General features: G+C 71.1%; 23 protein-coding genes and 1 tRNA gene. 15 read left to right on the top strand and 9 right to left on the bottom strand.

Translation table 11 applies throughout. The features are described from left to right. Window positions 1-40 precede the first annotated feature (40 nt). The 4 genes from O7631_RS04075 (at window position 41) to O7631_RS04060 (ending at window position 9465) form a co-directional block, all read left to right on the top strand. Window positions 41-4903 carry an alpha-(1->3)-arabinofuranosyltransferase family protein gene (locus O7631_RS04075; RefSeq protein ID WP_278143071.1) on the top strand — a complete coding sequence of 1621 codons (4863 nt, stop codon included), beginning with the start codon at window positions 41-43 and terminating at the stop codon, window positions 4901-4903. A gap of 802 nt (window positions 4904-5705) precedes the next feature. Beyond that, window positions 5706-6746, top strand: coding sequence for a DUF3068 domain-containing protein (locus O7631_RS04070; RefSeq protein ID WP_278143070.1), 1041 nt, complete (start codon window positions 5706-5708; stop codon window positions 6744-6746). Between the two features lie 522 nt (window positions 6747-7268). Next, window positions 7269-7892: a DUF6230 family protein gene (locus O7631_RS04065; RefSeq protein ID WP_278143069.1), complete on the top strand. Its 624-nt coding sequence runs from the start codon at window positions 7269-7271 to the stop codon at window positions 7890-7892. Between the two features lie 76 nt (window positions 7893-7968). Continuing rightward, the gene (locus tag O7631_RS04060) at window positions 7969-9465 is read left to right on the top strand and encodes a DUF6114 domain-containing protein (protein WP_278143068.1); all 1497 of its coding nucleotides are present in this window, start codon (window positions 7969-7971) and stop codon (window positions 9463-9465) included. Between the two features lie 55 nt (window positions 9466-9520). Here the strand turns inward: O7631_RS04060 and O7631_RS04055 are convergent, their stop codons facing one another. Continuing rightward, window positions 9521-11191 carry a DUF885 domain-containing protein gene (locus O7631_RS04055; RefSeq protein WP_278143067.1) on the bottom strand — a complete coding sequence of 557 codons (1671 nt, stop codon included), beginning with the start codon at window positions 11189-11191 and terminating at the stop codon, window positions 9521-9523. A gap of 130 nt (window positions 11192-11321) precedes the next feature. On the opposite strand from O7631_RS04055, the gene O7631_RS04050 reads away from it, so the two are divergent. After that, window positions 11322-12302, top strand: a complete 981-nt coding sequence (locus O7631_RS04050) for a DMT family transporter (protein ID WP_278143066.1) — start codon at window positions 11322-11324, stop codon at window positions 12300-12302. Window positions 12303-12507: 205 nt separating this feature from the next. Here the strand turns inward: O7631_RS04050 and O7631_RS04045 are convergent, their stop codons facing one another. Together O7631_RS04045 and O7631_RS04040 are read right to left on the bottom strand one after the other, a co-directional pair. Continuing rightward, entirely contained in the window at window positions 12508-13581 is a 1074-nt protein-coding gene (locus O7631_RS04045; protein ID WP_278143065.1) for a PHP domain-containing protein, read from the bottom strand. A 1-nt stretch (window position 13582) separates the two neighbouring features. Next, window positions 13583-14344 carry a M23 family metallopeptidase gene (locus O7631_RS04040; protein ID WP_278143064.1) on the bottom strand — a complete coding sequence of 254 codons (762 nt, stop codon included), beginning with the start codon at window positions 14342-14344 and terminating at the stop codon, window positions 13583-13585. A 71-nt stretch (window positions 14345-14415) separates the two neighbouring features. Here O7631_RS04040 and O7631_RS04035 point away from each other — a divergent pair, with 71 nt between their 5' ends. The 4 genes from O7631_RS04035 to O7631_RS04020 all read left to right on the top strand — a co-directional run bounded on the left by O7631_RS04035 (window position 14416) and on the right by O7631_RS04020 (window position 16337). Then, complete coding sequence (locus O7631_RS04035; protein ID WP_278147835.1) at window positions 14416-14802, top strand: hypothetical protein; 387 nt, start codon at window positions 14416-14418, stop codon at window positions 14800-14802. A 132-nt stretch (window positions 14803-14934) separates the two neighbouring features. Further along, a complete protein-coding gene (locus O7631_RS04030) occupies window positions 14935-15102 on the top strand; it encodes a hypothetical protein (RefSeq protein ID WP_167454701.1) in 168 nt (55 codons plus the stop codon). Between the two features lie 115 nt (window positions 15103-15217). After that, window positions 15218-15745: a tRNA adenosine deaminase-associated protein gene (locus O7631_RS04025; RefSeq protein WP_269681949.1), complete on the top strand. Its 528-nt coding sequence runs from the start codon at window positions 15218-15220 to the stop codon at window positions 15743-15745. Between the two features lie 145 nt (window positions 15746-15890). Next, complete coding sequence (locus O7631_RS04020) at window positions 15891-16337, top strand: nucleoside deaminase (RefSeq protein WP_278147834.1); 447 nt, start codon at window positions 15891-15893, stop codon at window positions 16335-16337. Between the two features lie 11 nt (window positions 16338-16348). On the opposite strand, the gene O7631_RS04015 is transcribed toward O7631_RS04020, so the two are convergent. Together O7631_RS04015 and O7631_RS04010 are read right to left on the bottom strand one after the other, a co-directional pair. Beyond that, on the bottom strand, window positions 16349-17503 hold the full coding sequence (locus O7631_RS04015; RefSeq protein WP_278143063.1) for a HAMP domain-containing sensor histidine kinase: 1155 nt from the start codon (window positions 17501-17503) through the stop codon (window positions 16349-16351). Continuing rightward, entirely contained in the window at window positions 17500-18156 is a 657-nt protein-coding gene (locus O7631_RS04010; protein WP_278143062.1) for a response regulator transcription factor, read from the bottom strand. Before O7631_RS04010 ends, O7631_RS04015 begins: the two co-directional genes overlap by 4 nt. Window positions 18157-18296: 140 nt before the next feature. On the opposite strand from O7631_RS04010, the gene O7631_RS04005 reads away from it, so the two are divergent. Genes O7631_RS04005 through O7631_RS03990 form a run of 4 tightly spaced genes read left to right on the top strand, consistent with a single transcriptional unit; the run spans window position 18297 to window position 21806 of the window. Then, the gene (locus O7631_RS04005; RefSeq protein ID WP_278143061.1) at window positions 18297-18809 is read left to right on the top strand and encodes a hypothetical protein; all 513 of its coding nucleotides are present in this window, start codon (window positions 18297-18299) and stop codon (window positions 18807-18809) included. Then, window positions 18806-19900, top strand: a complete 1095-nt coding sequence (locus O7631_RS04000; RefSeq protein WP_278143060.1) for a peptidoglycan-binding protein — start codon at window positions 18806-18808, stop codon at window positions 19898-19900. The genes O7631_RS04005 and O7631_RS04000 overlap by 4 nt, the downstream gene beginning before the upstream one ends. A gap of 8 nt (window positions 19901-19908) precedes the next feature. Continuing rightward, window positions 19909-20592, top strand: a complete 684-nt coding sequence (locus O7631_RS03995) for an ABC transporter ATP-binding protein (protein ID WP_278147833.1) — start codon at window positions 19909-19911, stop codon at window positions 20590-20592. Window positions 20593-20600: 8 nt separating this feature from the next. Continuing rightward, window positions 20601-21806, top strand: a complete 1206-nt coding sequence (locus tag O7631_RS03990; protein ID WP_278147832.1) for an ABC transporter permease — start codon at window positions 20601-20603, stop codon at window positions 21804-21806. A 254-nt stretch (window positions 21807-22060) separates the two neighbouring features. Here the strand turns inward: O7631_RS03990 and deoD are convergent, their stop codons facing one another. Next, window positions 22061-22768: a purine-nucleoside phosphorylase gene (gene deoD / locus O7631_RS03985; RefSeq protein WP_030328147.1), complete on the bottom strand. Its 708-nt coding sequence runs from the start codon at window positions 22766-22768 to the stop codon at window positions 22061-22063. 75 nt (window positions 22769-22843) lie between these two features. Here deoD and O7631_RS03980 point away from each other — a divergent pair. Then, window positions 22844-22930: transfer RNA gene (locus O7631_RS03980), tRNA-Ser, on the top strand. A 282-nt stretch (window positions 22931-23212) separates the two neighbouring features. On the opposite strand, the gene O7631_RS03975 is transcribed toward O7631_RS03980, so the two are convergent. Both O7631_RS03975 and O7631_RS03970 read right to left on the bottom strand, forming a co-directional pair. Beyond that, a complete protein-coding gene (locus O7631_RS03975; protein WP_278143059.1) occupies window positions 23213-23707 on the bottom strand; it encodes a hypothetical protein in 495 nt (164 codons plus the stop codon). Between the two features lie 92 nt (window positions 23708-23799). Next, window positions 23800-24354 (bottom strand): hypothetical protein, encoded by a 555-nt coding sequence (locus O7631_RS03970; RefSeq protein ID WP_278143058.1) that lies wholly within the window; start codon window positions 24352-24354, stop codon window positions 23800-23802. Between the two features lie 136 nt (window positions 24355-24490). On the opposite strand from O7631_RS03970, the gene O7631_RS03965 reads away from it, so the two are divergent. Further along, a complete protein-coding gene (locus O7631_RS03965) occupies window positions 24491-25123 on the top strand; it encodes a DUF1349 domain-containing protein (protein WP_278143057.1) in 633 nt (210 codons plus the stop codon). Between the two features lie 57 nt (window positions 25124-25180). Here the strand turns inward: O7631_RS03965 and O7631_RS03960 are convergent, their stop codons facing one another. Beyond that, window positions 25181-25837 carry a dihydrofolate reductase family protein gene (locus tag O7631_RS03960; RefSeq protein WP_278143056.1) on the bottom strand — a complete coding sequence of 219 codons (657 nt, stop codon included), beginning with the start codon at window positions 25835-25837 and terminating at the stop codon, window positions 25181-25183. Between the last annotated feature and the right edge of the window lie 11 nt (window positions 25838-25848).

Raw genomic sequence — 25848 nt, 5'->3', positions numbered from 1 at the left:
GTCGACCGCTCGTCGTGCTCCCGGGGTGCCGTCCGCGACGGTGTCCCGGGCAGTGTGGCGCCTGCGTGAACTGCTGGTCTGCCTTGCGCTGATCGGCCTGTGCGTCACCCAGAGCCCGGGTCTCATCGTGCCCGACACGAAACTGGACATGGCCCTGGACCCGGGCGGGTTCCTCGCCCGCGCCACCCATCTGTGGGTCGTCGACTGGCAGTTCGGAACCCTGCAGAACCAGGCCGTCGGCTACTTCTTCCCGATGGGCCCGTTCTTCCTTTTCGGTGAGGCGATCGGTCTCCCGGCCTGGCTTGTCCAGCGGCTCTGGATGGCGACACTGCTCTGCGTCGCCCTCACCGGAGTGGTTCGCCTGGCCCGTGCCCTGGACCTCGGTGGTCCCGCGTCCCGCCTGGTGGCCGGCGCGGTGTTCGCCCTCTCGCCCCGGGCGTTGACCCTGGTCGGCACCGTCTCGGTGGAACTGCTGCCGTACTGCGTCGCACCGTGGGTGTTGCTGCCGTTGGTCAAGGGAGCTGCGGGCGGCTCGCTGCGGCGGGCGGCAGCGCTCAGCGGCCTGGCGGTGGTCTGCATGGGTGGGGTGAACGGCGCGGCCGTCGCCTGTGCCGTCCTCCCGGCCTTCCTCTTCATCGTGACGCGTGCCCCCGGAAAGCGGCGATTCCGCCTGCTGGCCTGCTGGACGGTGGCGATGGTGGCGGCCACCTTCTGGTGGCTCGCGCCGTTGCTGCTCCTCCAGCGGTACGGCTTCGCGTTCCTGCCCTTCACCGAGAGCGCCGCGGTGACGACCGGCGTGACCAGCCTCCCGGAGGCCGTGCGCGGCGCCACCCACTGGGTGGGCCATCTGGTTGTCGACGGTCTGCCCTGGTGGTCCTCGGGCTGGGCCCTTGCCACGGTGCCCTGGATGGCCCTGCTCACCGGCCTGCTCGCCTGCGTCGGGCTGGCCGGCCTGGCCCGCCGGGACCTGCCCGAGCGGCGGTTCCTCCTCGTCGCGGCGCTGGTCGGGCTGCTGACGCTGACCGCGGGAAACCTGTCCAACGGTGGAGCACCGTTCGCCGCGTCCGTGCGGGAGGCCCTCGACGGCCCGCTGGCCGCACTGCGCAACCTGCACAAGTTCGACGTCGTCGTCCGTCTGCCCCTGGCCCTGGCCATCGCGCACATGCTGGACACCGTCGGTCTCATCGCCGTCATCCGCCGGTTCTCCCGACCCACGGGGATGGCGCCCCGGCGGGTGGCGCTGGGAGTCACCGCCGCCGCCCTCGTGGCGGTGACTGCGGGCGCGGGCAGTGCGGGCCTCACCGCGGGCGGCGGCTTCCCGGCCCTGCCGGAGCACTGGCGGCAGGCGACCGGTTGGCTCGACCGGCACGCCGGCCCGGGTACCACGCTGCTCGTCCCGGGGTCCAACTTCGCCGAGTACGACTGGGGTCGCCCGTTGGACGAGCCGGTCCAGCCCCTGCTGGACTCGCCGTGGGCGGTACGTTCACTGGTGCCGGGCGGCTCCGCGGGGAACGCTCGGCTGCTCTCCGCCATCGACGAGCGACTCGCCTCGGGCGCGGTCTCCCCGGGCCTGGCCGACGTCCTGGCCCGACTGGGCGTGCGCTACCTGCTCGTCCGCAACGACCTGCGCCAACCCGTCGGTGCCGTCGCCTGGCCGCTCCTGGTGCACCGGACCCTCGACAGCGCACCCGGGTTGTCCAGAGTCGCCGAGTTCGGGCCGGGTGTGGGACTGCCACCGGATTTCTTCGGGGCCTGGGACCACGGGTTGCGCAAGACGTACCCCGCGGTGGAGATCTACCAGGTGGACCGGCCGACCCCTCGCGTCACCCTGGCTGATGCGGCGCAGCCGCTCGACCTGGTCGGTGCGCCGGAGACCCTGCTGGACCTCAGCGACGCCGGTGTCCTCGGCAACCGGCCGGTGATCCTCAACGGCGACGGCCCAGCCACCCCGGGTGCGGGCACCGTGCTCGCCGACAGCCTTCGCCGCCGGGAGGTCGACTTCGGAATTGTCCGGGGCAACACCTCGCGGACGTTCACCGCCGACGACCGGCCACGGCAGGTGCGCGCGGTCCACGACGTCCTCGACCCCGCCTGGGACGCGTCGTTCACCTCAGCCGCATACACCGGGATCACCGATGTGCGGGCCTCCTCCAGCGCGGCCGACGTCGCCGGTCCGGCCGCGCTGCGTGACCCGTCCGCCGGGCCGTTCGCGGCCCTGGACGGCGACAGCGGTACGGCCTGGTTGACCGACGGAGCCCGCAAACCGGTGGGCCAGTGGCTGGAGGTCCGGTTCCCGGGGGCGGTCCAGGTCGGTTTCGTGGACCTCAAGGTGGTCGACGACGAGATGATCGCCGCTCCGGTCACGCGGGTCGAGATCAGCACGGCCAGCGGTACCTCAGTGCACCAGATGACCGACGCCGGGCGAGCCCCGCAGCGGTTGGCGATCCCGGCGGGGCGTACCACCTGGATCCGCGTCACCGTCGACGGCGTCTCCGACATGGACGTGCCGGGCCGGCGCGCGGGCATCCGGGACCTTCGGGTCCCGGGGGTGAGCCCTGAACGTCACCTGCGGCTGCCGGCACTGCCCGAGACCAGCGGCGCGGCGGAGGTCGTCGCACTGGCCCGGAGGGCAGTCGACCGACCGGCCTGCGCCGCCGTCGACGACCACTACCTCTGCGCGCCCGACCTGATCCGGCAGAGCGAGGAGACCGGCCTGGCGCCCCGTCGCTTCGATCTGCCGAGCGCGTCCTCCGCCAGCCTCACCGGCCTGGCTCGTCCGATGCCGGCCACCGCTCTTTCCGTGTACGACGAGATGGTGGGCGGTGAGTCCTTCGAGACGTCCAGCGCCTGGTTCGCCGACCCGGTCGCCTCGTCGCGGGCGTTGGGCGACGGCGACGACGGTACGAGTTGGTTGGCGGACCCGCACGACGCCCAGCCGACGGTGACCCTGCGCTGGGCCAAGGCCCGGAAGGTCAGTTGGGTGCGGTTGCGGTTCGGGGCGAACCTGGTCGCGGCACCGCCGAGGACACTGCGGATCACCGGCGACGACGGCATCCGGGAGGTGGCCATCGACCCGGACGGAGTGGCGCGCTTCCCGGCCCTGCGCACGAGCAAGCTCTTCATCACGGTGACCTCGACGGTGCCGCGCAACAGCCGATCTGCAGCCTTCTTCGAGCTGGAGGCCCTTCCGGTGGGTCTGAGCGGCATCGACGTGGAGGGGGTGGCCGAGGCCAACCAACCCCGAGACATCGACCGTGCCGTGACGTTGCCCTGTGGCACCGGGCCGACGGTCGTCGTCAACGGCGCATCGGTGCCGACGGTCCTGTCCGGCACCCTGCGCGACATCCGCGACCTGCGGCCACTGCGGTACCGCGCGTGCACGGTCGAGCCGACGGCCAAGGCCAAGGCCAAGCCGAAGCCGACGATGGACGCCGACCAGGTCGCGCTGCGGGCCGGTCAGAACGAGATCTCCGCCCCGGCGGACCGGTTCGTCGTCGACAGCGTGATCCTCAGCGGTACGCCAGCGGCGCGAACGGCCGACGAACCGGCCCGCCGGACGGCGACAGTGCTCTCCTGGACCGACCAGCACCGGTCGGTCGAGGTCGGTCCCGGAGGCAGCAGCTACCTGGTCGTACCGGAGAACGCCAATCCCGGCTGGCGTGCCACGCTCGACGGTGTCCGGCTCGAACCGACCCGCGTCGACGGGTGGAAACAGGCCTGGCTCGTGCCGGCCGGTGCCGCCGGCCGGGTCGACCTCGTCTTCACACCGGGCCGGCAGTACGGCATCATCCTGCGGGTCGCCGGCGGTCTTCTGCTGCTGTTGGTCGTCGCGGCCCTGTTGCCCGTACGCCGCCACCGACCGTCCTACCCGGTGGTGCCGAGCACCCTGGCGACCGCGCCGCTGCTCGCGATCGGCGTACCGGCGCTGCTGGGCGGTCTGCTCGGCTTCGGCTGCGCGCTCCTGGTCGTGCTGCTGCACCGGCGTCGGATGCCCACGCCGGGGTGGATCTGGGTGCCGGCCGCCGTGGGTCTCGCGATCTACGGTTCCGAGCGGTGGTGGTTGTGGCGCGTCGGCGTGGAACCGGTGGCGGAGCTACTCGGCGTGCTCCCGACGGCCCTGCTCCTCCTGGCTGTCGCCGCCCTCGTGCTGCGGTCCCGGCGGGTTCGCGGACGGTACGAGTCGCGTCGCGAGAGCCGGCTGCTCGGCTGGGCCCGACGTCGTAGCCAGCGACGCCGGCGTTTCCATGGGGACGACGGACGACGCTCCGGCCCGGCGGTTGTTGGCCCGCCTCTCCAGGAGTCTCCGCAGCTGCTGCGTCGGCCGCTCGATGAGGTAGTAACTGGCGGCCGCGACCGGGATGGTCAGGGCCAGGGTCACCGTCAGGAGCACCCAGAACGAGCTTTGCGTCCGGGTGAAGCCGACCAGCCGGAAGCACACCTCGAGGGCGAGGATGTGCCAGAGGAAGATGCCGTAGGAGATTCGGCCGAGGAATCTGACCAGCGGCTGGAGCAGGAGAGCGCGGGGCACCCCGCCGGACCCCCGCCCGACGAGCGGCGCGACCACGCACCACGTGATGAGCAGGAACAGCAGGTGCTCGCTGACCGACTCGACCGGAGTGGCGGATTCCAGGCCACGCGGCCCGGCGATCGGCGTGCTGGCGATCCAGAGCAGCACGCCGGCGATCATCCACGACGTCCCGGGAGCGAACGTGAGCACGCGCAGCCCGCGCTGCGTGCCGGACCACAGGTCCTGCTCGCCGCGGTCGGACCCGTCCGACCCCAGGTCCGGGAGGAATGGAGAGGAAGTGGTGCTGGGAGGCCAGGAGGCGAGAACGGCCAACACGATCCCGATCCCGAACCAGTCCAGGAAGGCGGGCAGCCAGAGCCACGACAGCTCAGGTAGAGGCGAGTCGGGCCCGTGCGCGAACACGTTCCACACGAGACCGGCCAGGACGAGTGCAATGCCGAGCGCCAGCTGGCGTCGGGCGCGCGCCAGCGGGGTTCGACCGCCCATCCATCGGCCGAGCGCCGCGATCAAGGGCAGCGCCAGGTAGAAGACCGCCTCGGTGGCGAGGCTCCAGGTCTGCTCCACTCCGACCGGCAGCCGCAATGGTTCATATATGTGTACGAGCAGGAGGGGTATTGCCCAGTCCCAGAGTGACCTGAGGTAATCGATGTTGAGCCAGGTCAGTGCGACAACCGCCACTGCCCAGTAACCGGGCAGAATGCGCAGTGCGCGATGCCAGAGGTATCTGCGTACTGGCGGTTTCGGCTGCGCCTGAATTGCTGCGCGCACGAATGGCCGGTAGAGGAGGAACCCTGACAGGGCAAAGAAGACCGCCACTCCCACGTCCATCCTGGCAAGCACTCCACCAGCAAGTCCGGACGAGTAGGTGAGTCCGCTGAGGAACGACACGTGGTGAAGGACAACCGCGAGCACCGCTATGGCCCGAAGGCCTTCCAAGGCGGGCAGGAAGTCATCCGTACGACCACTATTCGACTCGGCCGGACGGCTCGCCCCGCTGTTCGGGGCTGCTTTTGCTGGTCGGCTCACAGGTCCTCGACATCCCATTTGTTATGACAGCCGGACGGCCGCATCCGGCGGTGTTCCGCACGGCTCGGAAGGCCGCGTCGGACCATATCTGAAATCGGTCTCGTCATGTACTGTCAGCCGACTAGTCGACCAATACAAGGGGAGGAGTTACATGCGATCTACGTCGGGTGCCATCTTGGTGGGGGTGGGCACGTTCCTGATCGTCGGGGCCGTGGCGACGCCGCTGGTCGTCGCGCCCGCTCTCGTCAAGGTGCCCCTGGACCAGAGTTCGGTGACGGTCTCCACGGCCCAGAACGCGACCGTCCTTGATTTCGGCACGCTGTCGGAGCGTAGCGGGGTCAACCTGACCGCCCACCGAGCCGTCCGGGGCGATGTCAAGGACGGAAACGCTGACCGGGCGGTCTTCAACGTCGGTGTCCGGGTGATCGACGACGCCGACAAGGAGATCACACTCAGTACGGACCGGGTGGCCCTCGACCGGCGTACGGCGATGGCCGTCGCCTGCTGCGCCGAGGACATCAACGGTGCGCCCTTCAAGCACGAGGGGCTGACGTACACCTTCCCGTTCGGGACGGAGAAGAAGACCTACCAGTACTTCGACAACACCGCTCGCAAGGCGTACCCCGCCAAGTACGTGAGCACGGAGAAGCTGCAGGGGTTGACCGTCTACAAGTTCGAGATGGCTGTCGAGCCGGTCCAGATCAGCGAGATCAAGGTCCCGGGCAGCCTGCTGGGCTCTACCGAGCAGGTCGTCAACGCCGGCCGCTACTACGCCAACACCCGCACCCTGTGGGTGGAGCCGGACAGCGGCGTGATCGTCAAGGGCCAGGAGAAGCAGTTGCAGACGCTCCGCGACGGGACCGGCGCGGACAAGATCAAGATCATCGACGCTGACCTCGCCTTCACCGAGGACACCCAGAAGCAGCAGGCCAAGGCTGCCAAGGACGCGCGTGGTCAGATCAACCTGCTGACCACGGTGGTGCCTGTCATCCTCGGTCTCCTCGGCCTCGCCCTGGTGCTGATCGGCGTGTACCTCGTCGTCCGTGCGGGTCGCCGCAGGCCCGAGGCGGCACTGGTGGAGACCGGTGACCGGCCGACGACCGACCTGCCGTCGCAGCGGTCCCCGGAGCCGGCCGAGGAGTCCACGGAGCCGGCCGGTGGACGCCACGCCGCGGAGCGCACCGAGCCGTAAGGCACACACCCCCACCTCACCGCCGACCTTGACCGGGCCGGCCGACCTGACCGGGTCGGCCGGCCCGGTCGTCTTCACTGCCGCCGCGTTCGACGTGCAACTCACGATCAGCGCCGCCGGCATCGCCGCCGCGGCCCGGGCGCGCCGCATCCGAAATCCAGCACCCGCCGGCAACCACCCGGCGCGGCCCTGCTCGCGACGGGCGGGACGAGCGGGCGCTTTACATTCGTTACCTTATTGTAATCGGTCAATGTCGCATCACGCTCCGTGGCGACAACCTCTGTCACGCGCCGAATCGGGATGGATTGTCCGCTTTCATGGACGGTCATCCCCACTCGTTGTGGTCCCAAGCTGCCACTGAGTCCCCACCCTGTTACTGATCGGTAATCGGGGGGTTGTGAGCTGCGCCGCACTGGGTGCACCATCAAGCCCGATGGTTACCAGCCGGTAACAGATGACGGGCCCGAGGGGCCGCCACGTCGGGACCGGCCACCCGCACGCATCCAGCCCGAGGAGGAACCCGTGCAGGATCGCTTGAAGAGTCAGGGTCGTACCCGGTGGGGGCGGTTCGCCGCCATGATGGTGCCCGCCACGGCCGCCGCCGGCGCCATCCTGTTCGGAATGTCGACCGGCGCGATCGCGTCCGACATCACGGTCTCCGGACAGACGTTCAAGATCGGCGCCGATCGCCTGGAGGGCGACGGCTTCAAGCAGTACGGCGGCATCGTCCGGGAGAAGGGCAAGGACGGTAAGGCCGGTCAGGTCCATCCGGTCGCGCTGTCCGAGATCAGCAGCGCCGAGCTGTACAGCCTCTGCCAGTCGGTCCGCGCCGACCTGCCGGGCCTGCCGGTGGTGCTCACCATCAACGCCGGTGAGGGCAAGGAACCCGCCCGTGCCAAAGACCTGCTGATCGCGATGGACTCGCTGGACGGCAACGCGACCTTCACCAACATCAAGATCGGTCGGGACGCCACCGACCTGAACCCGACGGCGCAGGCCGGCTCGTTCGGCCAGAACTCCGACCACGTCACCATCACCAACCTGAAGCAGGTGTCCCGCTACACCACGGCGGCCACGTTCAACCTGGTCGGCCTCCGCCTGAAGGTCAACGTGGGCGACGACGCCAAGGGCAAGGAGTGCTTCTGAGATGAGTCGAGGCCCGCGGCGCTCAGCACCGCGGGCCCGACCCGTGTCCCCGTCCCCGCTCGGCCAGGAGGAGTACGTGACAACCGCGAATCCGTCCCACGCCCGGCCCGGCGGTCCGGCTCAGGCGTGGCGGGTCTTCCGCCGCTGGCAGCGCAGCCGACCCTTCTGGGGTGGTCTGCTCACCGCCCTGGCCGGGCTGGAGATGTTCGCCTCCACCCGGATGACGGTCAACGGTCTGAGCTTCCACAGCGGGGCCAGCGGTCTGCTCTCGCTGTTGATTCCGGTCATCCTGGTGACCTGCGGCCTGCTGCTCTGGTTCACCCCGACGCAGCGGCTGTTCTACTCCGTCGTCGCCGCGGTGACCGCTGTCTACTCGCTGATCGGGCTCAACCTCGGCGGCTTCTTCGTCGGCCTGTTGCTCGGCATCGTCGGCAGTGCGCTCGCCTTCGCGTGGACGCCGGTCCAGCCGGCGGCGGTCGACCCGGCCGACGCGCCGACCCGCCCGATGCCGCCCGTGCCCGACGTCGACGATGTGCCGACCCACCTGACGCCGCCCGCATCCGAGGCGCCGACCCGCCCGGCGGTGTCCGACGTCGACGATGTGCCGACGCGCCCGGCGGTGTCCGCGTCCGACGCGCCTACCCACCCGGCGGCCGCTGCGTCCGACCTGCCCGACGCGTCGACCCAGGAGCAGCCGTCGGTCCGTCAGGCCGATCCGAAGGCCTTCGGTGTCGCCCTCGTGGTGCTCGGCCTCGCCGCTGCCGGCCTGGCCCTCCCGCCCGGAGCGGTGCAGGCAGCGCCGAACCGTCCCGGCACGACCACGTGCCCGACCCCGTCCCGGGCGGTCGCGCCGTCGCCCAGCCGCACCACCGCGACGCCCACGCCGACGCCGAGCCCGACCCGGCGCGGCAACCTGATCACCGACATCCTGGACGGGATCGGTGACCTGCTCCCCGGCGGGCGCGCCAAGGAGACCCCGACGCCGTCGGCGAGCCCGACCGTATCGCCGAGCGGCACACCGACCACGCCCCCCGGGCCGGTCACCTGCCCGTCGTCGCCCCCAGGCAGACCGGGCAGGCCGGCGACGCCCGAGAAGCCGGGCACCGTGCAGCCGGGGAAACCGCTGCCGCGCATCGCCGCCGACCCCAGCCTGCCGACGGTGGCGCAGACACCGTCCAAGCTCACCGGGTCGTCGGTGCGGATGACCGGCCTGCGGTTCGACGGGATCACCGACCTGCACACGGTCAAGGGCGACCTCAAGGTGCTGAAGTTCAGCATGCGGGAGGCGGTGACCGACGACTTCCTACTCCGCGCCGATGGCCCCGAAGGTCGCAACCAGCGGTACGCGACCGACCGGCTGACCGTCAGCGGGGACGTCGCCTTCTACGCCACCCGGTTCGTCGGCCGGTTGCTCGGCATCAAGATCACGCTGACGCCGGACCTGCCGCTCCCGGACGGCCTACCGGTCACCTCGCCCGTCCCGATCACGTTCACCGACCCGGTCATCGATCTGGCGTACGTCACCAGCAACACGCTGACCGCCCGGCCGGCCCTGGCGCTCAGCCTCGGCTGAACGCGCGGCTGCGCGCGGCGGCGGACCCGTCCCACCGCGCGCAGCCGTCACCCGGTCAGAGCCGGGCCAGCGCCTGGCGTAGCGGGTCGAGACCCAGCGCACCCAGGTCCAACGCCTGCCGGTGGAACTCCCGCAGGTCGAAATCCGCGCCCTTGCGGGCCTTGGCGTCCTCGCGGGCCTGGAGCCAGATCCGCTCACCCACCTTGTACGACGGCGCCTGCCCCGGCCAGCCCAGGTAGCGGTTGAGCTCGAAGCGCAGGTTCTCGTCCGGCACCCGGCAGTGCGTCCGCATGAACTCCCAGCCCAGCTCAGGCGTCCACCGCTCACCGGGGTGGAAGCCGAACGGGTTGTCCTTCGGGATCTCCAGCTCCAGGTGCATGCCGATGTCCACGATCACCCGCGCCGCGCGCATCGCCTGGCCGTCGAGCATGCCCAGCTTGTCGCCCGGGTCCTCCAGGTAACCCAACTCGTCCATCAGCCGCTCCGAGTAGAGCGCCCAACCCTCGCCGTGCCCGGAGACCCAGCAGAGCAAGCGCTGCCAGCGGTTGAGCAGGTCGGCCCGGACGGCGGTCTGCGCCACCTGAAGGTGGTGACCCGGCACGCCCTCGTGGTAGACGGTGGTCACCTCCCGCCAGGTGGAGAAGTCACTGATGCCCTGCGGCACCGCCCACCACATCCGACCTGGACGGGAGAAGTCCTCACTCGGGCCGGTGTAGTAGATGGCGCCGTCGCTGGTCGGGGCGAGGCAGCACTCGATGCGGCGCACCTGCTCCGGAATGTCGAAGTGCGTGCCGTGCAACTCGGCGATGGCCTTGTCGGCCAGCTCCTGCATCCAGTCCCGGAACGCCTCCTTGCCCTGGATCGTCCGGTCCGGGTCGGCGTCCAGTTTGGCCACCGCCTCGTCGACGCTGGCACCGGAGCCGGCGATGCGCCCGGCGACGGTCCGCATCTCCGCCTCCAGGCGGGCCAGCTCGGCGAAACCCCAGGCGTACGTCTCGTCCAGGTCGACCTTGGCGCCGAGGAAGTACTGCGAGGCCAACTCGTAGCGCTCCCGGCCGGCGGCCTGCTTGTCCCGCCCGTGCGGTGCGATCTCGTTCCGCAGGAACTGGCCGAACTCCGCGGTCGCCGCGGTCGCCGCCGCCGCGCCCCGACGCAGGTCCGCGCCGAGCGCGCCCTCCGCGCCCAGCCGCTCGACCAGCCCGTGGAAGAAGTTGTCCCCGGTCGGGTCCACCCAGATGTCGCACTGCTTGGCTACCTCGACCAACTGCACCTTCGAGCTGACCTCGCCGGCGGCGAGCGCCTCGCGCAGCGTGGTCTTGTAACCCTCCAGAGCGCCGGCGAAGCCGTTGAGCCGGGCGGCGATGTTGGCCTGCTCGTCGTTGGTCGCCGTCGGCATCAGGTCAAACACCATGCGGATCTCGTGCAGCCCGCTGGTGATGACGCTGACCTCGCTGGTCACCTCACCGGCGTCGTAGCGGGCCAGGTCCAGGCCGAGCCGCTCCTGCATGGCCTCCTTGGCGGTGCGTTCCAACTCGGTCGCCGGCTCGGTCACCTCCAACTCGGCGAGCGTCCGGCGGGTGAGGTCCGCGCGTGCCCGGTAACCCTCGGGCGAGAGGTCGTCGAGCTTGTCGTCATGGCCGGCGATGCCGACGAAGGTCGCGCCGGTAGGGCTCAGGGGGGCCCACTCGGCTACGTATCGGTTGGCGATTTCATCGATTCGTCCCACGCTGCGACCCTACGTGACCAACCCACCCCCGTGTCGATGACGTTCGCCGTGTCCGAGCTGCGGGTTTCGTACGGTGGGACGCCCGAAAACGGGTGCGATTCTGTCGTACGTCTAGGGCAGAGTGTCAGGGGTGACCACCGATACCACTCCTGACAAGGCGCCGCTGGGCGCCTGGCTGCCGGGCTTCCTCGCCCTCGCCGCGATCTGGGGCTCCAGCTTCCTCTTCATCAAGATCGGCGTGGCCGAGCTGCACCCGGTCCAACTCACCCTCTACCGGGTCGTCGCCGGCGCGCTGACCCTGCTGGTCGTCCTCGCCGTGCTGCGCGACCGGCTGCCCCGCGAGCCCCGGGTCTGGGCGCACCTGGCGGTCGTGGCGGCGTTCGGTGTGGCGGTGCCGTTCACCCTGTTCGGCTACGGCGAGCAGCGGGTCGAGTCGATGCTGGCCGGCATCTGGAACGCCACCACGCCGCTGATCGTGCTGCCACTCGCGGTGCTGGTCTTCCGCACCGAGCGGCTGACCGTACGCCGTGCCGTCGGGCTCGGTCTGGGCTTCGTCGGAGTGCTGGTGGTGCTCGGGGTCTGGGAGGGCATCGGCGGGGCGCACTTCACCGGGCAGCTGATGTGCTTCGGTGCGGCCGCCTGCTACGGGGTCGCGATTCCGTACCAGAAGCGGTTCGTCGCCGGCAGCGCGCACTCCGGCCTCTCGCTCTCCGCCGCGCAGCTGCTGCTCGCCGCCGGGCAGCTGGCCATCGTCACCCCGTTCGTCGCGGGCCTGCCGCCGCTGCCCACCGATCTGTCATTGGGAGTGGTGGCCAGCGTGGTGACCCTCGGCGCGCTCGGCACCGGCCTCGCATTCGTGATCAACATGCGCAACATCCGGGTGGCCGGCGCGAGCACCGCCTCCACCGTCACCTACCTGATCCCGATCTTCGCCGTGCTGATCGGTGCGGTGGCGCTCGGCGAGCGACTCAACTGGCACCAGCCGGTCGGCGCGCTCATCGTGCTGCTCGGGGTCGCGGTCTCGCAGGGTGTTCTCGGCCGCCGCCGGACCCGCCCGGTGGTCGGCGTCGGGGCTCCCGCCGCACCCGCCGCCGAACCGGTCCGTCACTGAGGTCCGCCGCACGGGCCCGCCGCGCCGCCGGTGATCGACTCGGCTTCATTGAAATCGGGGTAACGGTCGGGTCAGGACACCCCGACCCCAAGAAAACCGAGTCGATCACGGCCGGGGTGGCGGCTGAAAGAGCTGGGCCGGTCACCGGCGGGCCGGTCACCGCTAGGCCGGCACCGGCGGAAAGGGTCGGAGCGGGCCGTCCAGGTCAGGCGCGGCTGTGGGTCCACTCCACCAGTTGCTCGGCCGACCATGTGTTGACGACCCGGTCGACGGGGACGCCGCAGAGCGCGGCCCGCTCGCAGCCGAACCGCTGCCAGTCGAGCTGGCCCGGTGCGTGCGCGTCCGTGTTGATGGCGAACCGGCAGCCGGCCTCCAGCGCTCGGCGGATCAGCCGCTTCGGCGGGTCCTGCCGTTCCGGACGGGAGTTGATCTCCACCGCGGTGTCGTGTTCCGCGCAGGCGGCGAAGACCGCGTCCGGGTCGAAGTCGCTCTCCGCCCGGGTCCGGGCACGATGCCCCTTGTCACCGGGGCCGGTCACGCCGGCCGGGCGGGACGACACCATCCGGCCGGTGACGTGCCCGAGGATGTCCAGGTGCGGGTTGGCTACCGCCGTCACCATCCGCCGGGTCATCTTCGACCGTTCGTCCTTCAAGCCGCTGTGCACCGACCCGACCACCACGTCCAGGCGCGCCAGCAGATCCTCGTCCTGGTCCAGTGAGCCGTCGGCGAGGATGTCCACCTCGATGCCGGTGAGGATCCGGAACCCCTCGGGCAGTGCCGCGTTGACCTGCGCCACGTAGTCGAGCTGCCGGCGCAGCCGCTCCGCGGTCAGGCCCCGGGCCACCGTCAGCCGGGGCGAATGGTCGGTCAACACCACGTACTCGTGACCCAACTCCACAGCGGCCAACGCCATCTCCTCGATCGGAGAACCGCCGTCGGACCAGTCCGAGTGGGTGTGGCAGTCGCCCCGCAGGGCGGTGCGGAGCGCCGTCGCCTCGGCATCCAGGTCGCTGCCCTCGGTCGCCACCAACCGGCGCAGGTAGACCGGCTCCTCACCGGCCAACGACTCCGCCACGCAGCGGGCCGTCACGTCACCGACCCCGGCCAACTCGGTGAGCGTGCCGTTGCCGGCCCGGGCGGCCACCTCGTCCGCCGGCAAACCGGCCAACGCCTTCGCCGCCGACCGGAACGCGCGAACCCGGTAGGTGGCCTCGTTCGCCCGTTCCAACAGGAACGCGATCCGGCGCAGGTCGGCGATGGGATCTCTCGAACCGGCCATGTCAGGGAGCCTTCGGACAGCCGTGCTTGCGCTGCCACGCGGTCACCTCGGCGGCCGGCTCCCGATTGCCGCCACGCCGCCAGGAATCCAGGTAACGCGCCGGCCAGAGCACCCCGCGCCGGATCCACCAGCCGTCCTTGCCGGTACACGGCGGCGAGATGCCGAAGTGCACGTGGCACACGTTGTTGGCGTTGCCGGTGCGCCCGACCTTGCCGAGCTGCTGCCCGGCCCGGACCCGCGCCCCGGCGTCGATGCCGCTGGTCACGACGCTCAGGTGCGAGCCGTAGTAGCGCACCCCGTCGTCGCCGAGCAGGGAGACCGACAGGCCGCCGTTCTCCGGACCCTGCGGCCCACGCTTCGTGTACCTGTCGACCCGACTCACCTCGAGCACCGTCCCGTCGGTCACCGCGACGAACGGCTCGCCGCAGTCGGCGAAGAGGTCCGTGGCCGGGTACGCCCCGTGCGTCGGGTGGTAGTCGACGTTGTCGGCGCGTACCGGGAAGACATGCCGCAGCCCGGCGCGCGGTGCCGCCGACGACGGCGCGGCCGACGACGGCGTCGGGGTCGGTGTCGGGCGGTTGGCCGTCGGTGACGGCTCCGCCGGCTGCTCGGCGGTCGCCCAGACCGCCGGCGGCGTCGGCGCGGCACCGTCGGCGGGCACCCCCGGCCGGGTGGTCGCGCACCCGGCGGCCAGCATCGGGGCGAGCAGCAGCAGGATCGGGTACGCCGGACGCACACGGCGGTCGATCGTCGGCGACGGCATCCGGTCATCCTGGCAGAGCCGGTACCGTGGGCACGAGCGACGCGCGTGAGGGGAGGGCAGCGACGGTGACCATCGCCCGACCCGATCCCGGCCCGGATCCCGGTGCCGTCGTCCGTCCGGTGGCGCGTACCCCCTCTGGTCTCTTTCCCGCCGGGCCCCCGCACCGGCCCACCTACCGCGAACCGCACCCGGTCACCGGTGGCGGTGTCGCCGCCGGGGGCGGCGCCGCGGCCGCCTGGTTACTGCTGTTCGGCCTGCTCGGCACCGACGTGGCCAGCTACGCGTGGTGGACCGTGGCGGCCGGTCTGATGGCATGGTTGACCGCCCTGGTGCTGGTCCGCCACGGCGACCGGGGGGTCGCCACCGGAGTCGCCATCGTCACCGCGGGGGGCTGGAGCATCGCCGCCGCCGTGCTGGCGGTCCGCTGGGCCACCAGCGGCGACTGGCCGCTGTGGTGACCGGTTTCGACCGTCCCCGTGAACAGCCCGAAACCGCTCGGTAACAGGGTCGACGACTGCGCGGTGTGCCCGGTTGGCTGCGTAGCGAACGCCGTCTTGACGTGGCCGCCGAGACTCGGCACGCTCGGCACTATGGCCTGGACCACCCCGCGACAGGACCCCGATCGCAGCCGCCGCCGCCTTCAGTTGTTGGCCGAGTTGGCGGGTGCCCGCGCGGTCCGTCAGCGCAGCCGACCGCAGCGGCAGCGCACCGAACGTCTGCGCCAGCTCATCGCCACCCGCCGTCGGGTCGCCGGCTGATCCTTTGACAGGTTTGACCGGCCCTTCGGGGCGTTGACCGGTCGCCTGCCGACCTGACCGGCTAACGTGCACGCGTAACGAGTCGGCGCTGTGCCGAGGGGCTATTGGGGGGACCGTGTCGTACTTCGCTGCGGCCGTGGTGCGCGACGACAGTGGCTGGACCGCCGCCGAGGTCAGCCTGCGTGGCGCCACCGACATCGACGAGGTCGCCGATCGGCTGCGGGACGTCGACCAGGAGGCCGACGTGTCGCTGCTCTTCGTCGAGGCAGATGACGCGTATCTGGTCGTCCTTCGTCTCGACGAGGGCGAGGACCTGCGGGTGTTCGGTTCGGATTCCGCGTACGCCGAGGAGTCCCAGCTCGGTGCGCTGCTGGTCGGTGACCTGAAGACCTCGGTCACCGGGCTCGACGGCGACGAGGAGCCACGCCCGGCGACCACCGGTGACGACGAGAGCGAGCAGCCCGTCGTCGACCCGGAGGCCGACCCGGTCGGTGATGCCGACCTGCTGGCCAACCTGGGCATCTCCGCGCAGAAGCTGCTGACCCTGTGTTCGCACGAGGGGATGATGCCGGCGGACGTCACCGCCGAGATCTGCCAGGTGCTCGGCTGCGCGGACGAGGTCGAGGAGCTGCGTGAGGTCTGAGCCGGCCGACGCCACGGATCCTTCGCTGGAGTCGATCCGGCCGGGGCAACCCACTCCCGGTGCGGTGGGGCGGGCCGGGCCCGGCGCCCACGAGGGCCTCGCCAACCTGGGTGAGGCCGGGCGACGGCAGCGGCACGAGCTGTGGATGCGCCGCGCGCTGGAGGTCGCCGTCACCAGCCCCGCCGGCTCCGCCCCTGGCGGCACCGACGTGGACGACGTGCCGGTCGGAGCGGTGCTCTACGGGCCGGACGGCAGCGAGCTGGCCGTCGGACGCAACGAGCGGGAGCTGACCGGCGACCCCACCGCCCACGCCGAGGTGCTGGCCCTACGGCGGGCTGCCGAGCGGACCGGCCGGTGGCGGCTGGACGGCTGCACCCTCGTCGTCACCCTCGAACCGTGCACCATGTGCGCGGGCGCCCTGGTGCTGGCCCGGGTCTCCACAGTCGTCTTCGGCGCGTGGGAGCCGAAGACCGGCGCGGCCGGGTCACTTTGGGACGTCCTGCGCGACCGTCGACTCAACCACCGCCCCGAGGTCTACGGCGGGGTGCTGGAGGCCGAGACCTCCGCCGTGCTGCGTGCCTTCTTCCGCTGAGCCCGCTCCGGTCAGGCCGGCGGCAGGGTGACCGTGACGACCAGACCGCCGGCCGGTCGGGGCTGCGCCTCGGCGGTGCCACCGTGGGCCCGGGCCACCGCGCGGACGATGGACAGCCCCAACCCGAAGCCACGCGTACCGGCGACCCGCTCCCGGGACAGCCGACGGAACGGTTGGAACATCGTCTCGACGTCGTAGCCGGGGATGACCGGGCCGGTGTTGGTCACCGTGAGGGTGGGCAGGCCGTCGACCAGCCCGGTGCGCACCTCCACCCACCCGTCGGCGGGCAGGTTGTGACGCAACGCGTTCTCCACCAGATTGAACGTGAGTCGCTCCAACAGCACCGGATCGCCGCTGGTCGGCGCGGACTCCAGGGTCCGCCGCACCGTCACGTCGGGTGACTGCCTCCCGGCCTGGTCGGTCAGGTGCGCGCAGATCTCCGCCAGGTCGACCGGCGTACGCTCGGTCAGCTCGTTCTCCGAGTCGGCCAGTGTCAACAGGCCGTCGATCAGCCGCTCGTGCCGCTCGTTGACCGCCAGCAGCGACTCGCCCAGCCGCCGGGTCTCCGCCGAGGCGTCCGGGCGGGTGATGGCCAGCTCCACCAGGGCGCGGTTGAGCGCCAGCGGGGTACGCAGCTCGTGCGAGGCGTTCGCCACGAACCGGCGCTGCCCGTCGAAGGAGCGGTCCAGCCGTTCCAGCATCTCGTCGAACGTGTCGGCGAGTTCGCGTACCTCGTCGGCAGGGCCGGTGAGCGCGATCCGCTCGTGCAGACCACGACCGGCGGTGTCCGCGCCGGCGATCCGGCGGGCCGTGCCGGTGATCTGGAGCAGGGGCTGAAGGGCCCGACCGGCGAGCAGCCAGCCGAACGCGATCGCCACCGTCGACACCACGACCAACGCGATGCCGCCCTGGGTGAGCAGCGACTCCAACGCGTTGCGCTTCGCCTCGTCCTGCACCTCCTGCAACAGGGTGCGCAGGTTGTCGACGTTCTGCCCGCTGGGCGTCGTGGGGGAGGTCTTCGGCAGGTCACGCAGGCTCACCCCGAACGGCTGCGCCATCCGCTGATCCACCAGCACGTACGTGACGGCGAGCAGGACCACGCCGGCCAACAGGAAGAGCCCACCGTAGATGAGGGTGAGTCGGGCGCGGATCGTGAGGCGTTTCATCGGATCTGGTACCCCGCTCCGGGCACCGTCCGGATCACCGGCGGGTCGCCGAGCTTGCGGCGCAGCTTCATCACGGTCACCCGGACCACGTTGGTGAACGGGTCGATGTGCTCGTCCCAGGCACGTTCCAGCAGGTCCTCGGCGGAGACCACGGCGCCGTCGGCGCGCAGCAGCTCGGCCAGCACCGCGAACTCCTTGCGGGACAGCGGGACGTGCCGGTCGTCCCGGCGTACCTCGTGGCGGGCCGGGTCGAGCTGGATGCCGGCGCGACGCAGTGTCGGCGGCGCCGCCGGGCGGGACCGGCGGGTCAGCGCGTGCACCCGGGCCGACAGCTCCACCAGGGCGAACGGCTTCGTCAGGTAGTCGTCGGCACCGAGCGCCAACCCCGCCACCCGTTCCCGGACCGCCGCCGCGGCGGTCAGCATCAGCACCCGGGTATCCCCGCCCGCGTCGACGATCGCCCGGCACACGTCGTCGCCGTGCACCACCGGCAGGTCCCGGTCCAGGACCACCACTGCGTACTCGTTGACACCCAGCCGTTCCAACGCGGCGTCCCCGTCGTACGCCACGTCGACAGCGAACGACTCCCGACGCAGCCACTCGGCGATGGCGTCCGCCAGCACGTTCTCGTCCTCGACCACCAGCACTCTCACCCCCCAATGGTGCTCGGGGTGCGGTAACGCCGGCATAACCGCCGACGGTAACGCCGGGGATACGTCCGCTGCCGTGCACTGGGGTCACGTTCGGCGAACCGCGCCGGACCTGAGCGGAAGCGGACACGATGCGACGACAGATGCTCGCGATTCCCGTCCTGCTGGCCTTGGTGCTGTCCGGGTGCGGCGCGGGAGGCGACGACGGCGGCGGGGTCGCGACCGCCGGTGGGTCGAAGGCCGAGGCCACGGCGAGCGGCACGCCGGTCAGTGACTCGGAGCGGCAACTCGCCTTCGCCAGGTGCATGAGGGAGAACGGGGTGGACATGCCGGACCCGGAGCCGGGTGGCCGTCCCAACTTCCGGATCGGTGCGGACGTGGATCAGCAGAAGGCCCAGGCCGCCCTGGAGAAGTGCCAGGACAAGCTGCCCAACGGCGGGCAGGGGCCGCAGCTCAACCCCGAGCAGGCCGAACAGATGCGGGCCATGGCCAAGTGCATGCGGGAGAACGGGGTGCCGGACTTCCCGGACCCGGACGCCGACGGGCGGGTTCGGATCGGGACCGGGGACAACGCGATCAACATCGGTGATCCGGCCATGAAGGCCGCCCTGGAGAAGTGCCGGCAGCACGCACCGCAGTTCGGGGGTGGCCGGTGACCGGCACCATCCGACGCCCGTGGCTGCGGGCCGCCCTCACCGGGGGCATCGTCCTGCTGGTCGCCGCCGTGGGCGTGATCGCCGCGGTGGGCTTCGGCGGTGGCGACGCCGGAGGCGACCACGCCCAGGCCGGCACGACGGCACCGGCCACCGCCGCTGTCACCCGGCAGACCCTCGCCGACTCGGAAACCGCCGACGGCCAGCTGGGGTACGGCACACCACGTACCGCCACGGCGAAGCTCAGCGGCACCGTCACCGCGCTGGCGGCGACCGGGTCGACGGTGCGCCGGGGTAAGGCGCTCTATCTGGTCGACAACGAGGAGGTGGTGCTCCTCTACGGCGGGCTGCCCGCGTACCGGACTCTCGCTCCCGGGATGGAGGGCGCCGACGTCGCACAGTTCGAGCGGAACCTGAAGGCGCTGGGCTACACCGGTTTCACCGTCGACGACGAGTACACCGGCAGCACCGCCGACGCCGTCCGGGACTGGCAGGAGGACCTCGGTCTGGCCGAGACCGGTCGGGTCGAGCCGGGGCGGGTCGTGTACGCCGACCGGGAGGTCCGGGTGGAGAGCCACCAGGCCGACGTCGGCGATCTCGCCCAGCCCGGCCAGGCGGTGCTCACCTACACCGGCACCGACCGCGTGGTCACCGTCGAACTGGACATGGACGACCAGCGGCTGGCCAAGCGGGACGCGAAGGTCGCCGTGAAGCTGCCGGACGGCCAAAGGGTGGACGGCGCCATCAGCACTGTCGAGACGGTCGTCCAGCCGGGCGCGGCCGGCGCCAACGGGCAGTCCGGCGACGCCGAAACGAAGATCGAGGTGACGGTCGCGGTGACCGACCCGAAGGCCCTCACCGGCTTCGACCAGGCCAGCGCCGACGTCACGTTCACCGTCGCGGAGCGCCGCGACGTGCTCACCGTGCCGGTGGCGGCGCTGTTGGCGCTCGCGGAGGGCGGTTATGGCGTCCAGGTCGCCGAGGGTGGCACCAGCCGGATCCTCGCGGTGACGACCGGGCTGTTCGCCGACGGTCGGGTGGAGGTCGACGGCGCGGGCGTCACCGAGGGCCTGACCGTGGTGGTGCCGACGTGACGAGCGAGGTGATCGTGCTCGACCGGGTCAGCAAGAGGTACGCCGGTGGCGTCGTCGCACTGGACGACGTGTCACTGCGGGTCGGCTACGGCGAGTTGGTGGCGATCGTCGGCCCGTCCGGGTCGGGCAAGTCGACGATGCTGCACCTGATCGGCACCCTGGACCGCCCGTCGTCGGGCACCGTGCACGTCGACGGGTACGACGCCGCGAAGCTGAGCGACCGGGAGCTGTCCGCGCTACGGGCCACCCGGATCGGCTTCGTCTTCCAGCAGTTCCACCTCGCGCCCGGTGTTCCGGTCCTGGACAACGTCGCCGACGGGTTGCTCTACTCCGGCGTACCCCGCAGGAGGCGGCGCGAACGCGCGGAGGCCGCGCTGACCCGGGTTGGCCTGGGCCACCGGATGGGGCACCGGCCGCACGAGCTGTCCGGCGGCGAACGGCAGCGGGTGGCAGTTGCCCGCGCGGTGGTCGGCGAGCCGGCGGTGCTGCTCGCCGACGAGCCGACCGGCAACCTCGACTCCAGCTCCGGCGCGGGGGTGTTGGAGTTGCTGCACGACCTGCACCGGGCCGGCACCACAGTTGTGGTGATCACCCATGACCGGGAGATCGCCGAAAGTCTGCCCCGGCAGGTACGGATGCGCGACGGCGCGGTGCGGCACGACTCGCCCTTCGCGCCGGGCGGGGTCGGCTGATGGCGACGCTGAACCAGGCCCGGCTCACTCCGGCCCGGATGGGACCGGCGGACATCCTGCGCGTCGGCGGGGTGGGTCTGCGCACCCGTCCGCTGCGGGCGTTCCTCTCCGCGCTGGGCATCGCGATCGGCATCGCCGCGATGATCGCGGTCGTCGGCATCTCCTCGTCGTCCCGGGCCGAGTTGGACCGCGCACTGGATGCGCTCGGCACCAACCTCCTCACCGTCGAGCCGGGTAACACCCTGTTCGGCGCGGACGCGCAACTGCCCGAGGAGTCGACCGCGATGATCGGGCGGATCGGCCCGGTGACCGACGTGTCAGCGACCGGGCAGGTCTCCGACGCCAAGGTCTACCGCTCGGACCGGATTCCGGCGGCGGAGACCGGTGGCATCGCCACCCGGGCGGCCCGGCTGGACCTGCTCGCCACCGTCGGTGCCGAACTGGCCACCGGCACCTGGCTCAACGAGGCGACAGCGCGCTACCCGGCGGTCGTACTCGGTGCCACCGCCGCGCAGCGGCTCGGGATCACCACGGCGGACCCGCAGGTGCAGGTGTGGCTCGGTGGACGGCCGTTCACAGTTGTCGGCACCCTCGCCGCCGCACCACTCGCCCCGGAACTGGACACCTCGGCACTGATCGGCTGGACGGCGGCGACGCGGTATCTGGGCTTCGACGGCCACCCGACCACCGTCTACACCCGGGCACAGGAGTCGCAGGTCGAGGCCGTCCGGTCGGTGCTCGGCGCGACCGCGAACCCGGAGGCGCCGAACGAGGTCGAGGTCTCCCGGCCCTCGGACGCGCTGGCCGCCGCCCAGGCGACCGACGACGCGTTCACCGGTCTGCTGCTGGGCCTGGGCGCTGTCGCACTGCTGGTCGGCGGGGTCGGCGTGGCGAACACCATGGTGATCTCGGTGCTGGAACGGCGGGCCGAGATCGGCCTGCGCCGGTCACTCGGAGCAACCCGGGGTCAGGTACGCAACCAGTTCCTCGCCGAGTCGCTGCTGCTCTCCGCACTCGGTGGGGCCGGCGGGGTGTTGCTGGGGATCCTGGTCACCTCGGGATACGCCCTGTCCCAGGGCTGGCCGACAGTGGTGCCGGCCTGGGCGACGCTCGGCGGCGTCGGCGCGACACTGGTGATCGGCGGTCTCGCGGGCCTCTACCCGGCGGTGCGCGCCGCCCGCCTCGCGCCGACCGAGGCGCTGGCCGCCGTCTGAAGCCGCTCGAACCGGTTGCCGCCGCCTGGGCTGCCCGGCTGGGGTCCGCCTGGGCCGACCGGCCTGGGGTTCGCCGAGGCTGCCCGGCCCGTGGTTCGCCTGGGCCACCCGGCCCGTGGTTCGCCTGGGCCACCCGGCCCGTGGTTCGCCTGGGCGGGCGGGCCTGGTGCGGAAGAGCGGTATGACTCTGAGGCATATTTATACCTCTGAGTCATACCGCTCTCGGCAGTGAAGCCGCCCTCCGCCGAAACGGATCAGGCGATGATCGTGTCGAGGGCGATCTCGACCATCTGGCTGAAGGTCTGCTCACGCTCCTCCGACGTGGTCTTCTCGCCGGTCTTGATGTGGTCGCTCACGGTCAGCACCGTCAACGCGCGGGCCTTGAACCGGGCCGCGATCGTGTAGAGCGCCGCCGACTCCATCTCCACCGCCAGCACGCCGTAGTCGGCGAGGGTGTCGTAGAGGTCCGGCCGGTCGGTGTAGAAGGCGTCCGCCGCCAGGATCGGTCCGACGTGCATGCTGATGCCGCGCCGCTCGGCCACCTCGACCGAGGTACGCAGCAGCCCGAAGTCCGCCACCGGGGCATAGTCGATCAGCCCGTCGAAGCGCATCCGGTTCATGTTCGAGTCGGTGGACGATCCGATCGCGGCCACCACGTCCCGCAGTTGCAGGTCAGTGCTGAGGGCGCCGCAGGAACCGACCCGGATCAGCGTCTTCACGCCGTACTCGTTGATCAGCTCGTGGGCGTAGATGGAGGCCGACGGCATGCCCATGCCGGAGCCCTGGACGGAAACCTCGACGCCGTTCCAGCGGCCGGTGAAACCCAGCATGCCCCGAACCGTCGAGTAGCAGGTGGCGCCCTCGAGGTAGGTCTCCGCGATCCACTTGGCCCGCAGGGGGTCACCCGGCATCAGGACCCGCTCGGCGATCTCGCCCGGCTTCGCGCCGATGTGCGTACTCATGGCAAAGATCCTGCCAGGCCGGCCGGGGCGATACCGGTTCGGCGTCCGAACCAACGGTCCTGTACCCTCGTCGGCGGTGGCGTGTCCGAGCGGCCTAAGGAGCACGCCTCGAAAGCGTGTGAGGGTTAACGCCCTCCGAGGGTTCAAATCCCTCCGCCACCGCTCTGTAGTGCAGAAATGCCCGGTCGATCCGCGAGATCGACCGGGCATTTTCGTTCAGAGTTGCCACCGCCGTCGACGAAGGTGACCTACCCGCTGACGCCGACCCGGTCGCGCTCGCCCGCTTCGTCATGATCGTCACCGAGGGGCACGCGATCCACGCCGCGGCCGGAGTTGCTCGTGATGATCTTCGACAGGCTGCGGAGATCGCCCTCGCGGGTTTCGCCGCCGCGTCGGAGTGCGCCTGCCCGCCGACCTCACGTCGGGCTGATCGATTCGGGCCGTTCAGCAGGGGCCGGCGCCTTCGTCGAAGAGGCGGCGGGCCCAGTCCGCGTACCCGGCGATGGTTTTTCGGACCGTGCGCCCGTCGTGCAGGAACAGGTACGCGCGGTCGCCGCTGCGGGCGAGCAGCCCGTCGAGGCGGTGTGTCCCCTGTGGAGCGGCGAGCCGGGTCACCTCGGGGTAGCGCGCCCAGACCTGGTCGACGGGTGAGCCCGCGGTGATGCCCTCGGGTGTCCGCATTGGATCCCCGACCCAGAGCAGCACCAGTCTGTCGTCCATGAAGACCGGGCTGACCGTGTCGTGGCCGACGAGCATCGGCCCGCAGGAATCCAGGCTGGTACGCAGGATGCCGCGTCGGGTCAGCTCGTCCTCGGTGTCGCCGAACTCGATGTTGCGCAGGCCGTTCAGGTCGATGATCTCCACGCTGCCGGCGGGCTGACCGTCCGGGATGGACCCGGTCGGCGGTACGCCACTGCCTGCGATCGAGGCAGCCGTCATCAGCGTGGCAATAAAAGCAAATTGTCGCAATTTCATGGAATCCCCCAGTCCCCAACGGAACGGGGGCGCTCAGGTTGCTGGCAGCCGCAGGATTACTGGTTTTCCCACTGTTCGACCAGCTCGTCCCAGTAGTCGGCGCTGAGCCGACGACGCCCGTGCGCCAGCCAACCCTCGGTGTTGCGCTCCAGGTGCAGGCCCAGTTCGGCGAACGGGTCGATCCAATCGCCGGGCTCGGCGCCGAGGCGGGCCAGTGCTCCGTTGATCGGCCACTGTTCGCGCGACGTGTCCAACTCGTCGTCGAAGTGTGGCCCCCAGGTCAGCGTCCCACCCAGCCACACCGCCGCCGACTGGTAGCCGATGCCACCGCCGAACTCCGCCTCCAGGTAGGCCACCGGCCCCGCCTCCGACCAGCGGGTCAGCGACTCGACGAGCGCCGGCGACAACACCAGGCCGAACGGGTGCTCGGCGCTGCGGTCGTCCGTCGCGAAATCCGGCAGCGACCCGGTCAGTTCCATCACCAACTGCGGGGTGACCGGCAGCAGCCCGAAGTCCTGGCGCAGTTCGCCGAGGACCGCGTGATCCAGCTCGGCGGTCTGCTCGCGGAGCAGTTCGACGTCCGCGACCACAGCGCTGAGCTGGTATGCCATCGAGTCCCTCCGCCGTCCACAGCCTGTGGATAGAACATGTGTACGACGGATTCCGGGCCGACCGGCGTCGATCCCCGGACCGTACCCGCCCGGCGGCGGCAGGTTTCCCGCCGGGACCCGTTGTACGGTCCTGGTCATGGCTGACCAGTTGATCGTCCCCGGTATGCCGTCGCCGCTCGCGCCGTCGCCCGAAGGGCTCTGGCGGGTGGACGAGGGGGCCGGTGCGGTGACGGTGTCGGCGCAACCACGCACTGACATCTTCATCGACCCGAGTGGTGGCGTGGGCCAGGATGCCCCGGAGCCCGTCCTCAACGCGGCGACCCTGCTCGGTGACCTGCCGCCGGAGGGGGACTTCCAGTTCAGTGCCCGTGTCTCCGTGGGCTTCGCCGCTACCTTCGACGCCGGGGTGCTCCTGATCTGGCGAGATGAGCGCTGCTGGGGCAAGTTGTGCTTCGAGTTCTCACCCGAGGCCGAGCCGATGATCGTCTCGGTCATCTGCCGGGGTGTCGCCGACGACGCGAACGCCTTCGTCGTGGCCGACCGGTCGGTCTGGCTGCGGGTCTCGCGCATCGGCCGGGTCTACGCCTACCACGCCTCGCTCGACGGTAGGACCTGGCAGTTGATCCGCGTGTTCAGCTTCGACGGCGACACGGCCCGCGACCGGATCGGCTTCGCCGGTCAGTCGCCGACCGGCGAGGGGTGCGACGTGACCTTCGACAACATCAGCTTCCGGCCCGAACGCCTGGCCGACCTCCGCGACGGCTCCTGAGGTCCGGGCCGCTGTCCACAACCTGTGGATAGAACATGTGTACGACCGCTGTAGCTGTCAGTTGAGGACCGGCGTCGAGTGACCGCTCGTCACGGTGTACGCGCCCGCAGGGAGCACTCCACGGCCGGTGGGAGTCAGCGTCAGCGAGACGACACCGCCGGGCAGCACCCGCGCGTTCCCCTCGGGGGCGAATGTCGCAGGCGTCGTTCCCTCGGGAAACAGACGTTTTCCGGTGCCGACCACGACCGGGTATTGCAATAGCCGGTAGAGGTCGACAAGCCCGGCCCGGTGCAGCTCCTGCACGAGTTTCCAACTGCCGTGGACCTGGAGCTCCCTGCCGGGGAGCCCTTTGAGCCGGCGCACGTCGTCGACGACGCCGGTGCGGAGGACAGTGGTCGGGTTCCAGCCGGCCTGCTCGTCGGTCAGCGTCCTGCTGACGACGTACTTCGGCAGCGTGTTCAGCTTGGCGGCGATCAGGTTGTCGGGTGCGGTGACCTTGGGCCAGTACCCGCCGAGCAGGCCGTAGCTCGTGCGGCCGAAGAGGAAGGCGTCCGCCTCCCGGAACCAGCCCTCGACGACCTCGTTGGTGTGCGCGGACGCGTGCGGGACGAGCCACCCGCCGCGGTCGAAGCCGCTCGTGCGGTCCTCGTCGGGGTTGCCCGGTCCTTGCATGATCCCGTCGAGGCTGACGAAGACGTTGACGCTGAGCAGCACAGTTCTCCTCC

Origin of the sequence: Micromonospora sp. WMMD967 (genome assembly GCF_029626165.1) — a bacterium.
Classification (GTDB): Bacteria; Actinomycetota; Actinomycetes; order Mycobacteriales; family Micromonosporaceae; genus Micromonospora; species Micromonospora taraxaci.
This window is presented reverse-complemented; position numbering and strand designations above follow the sequence as displayed.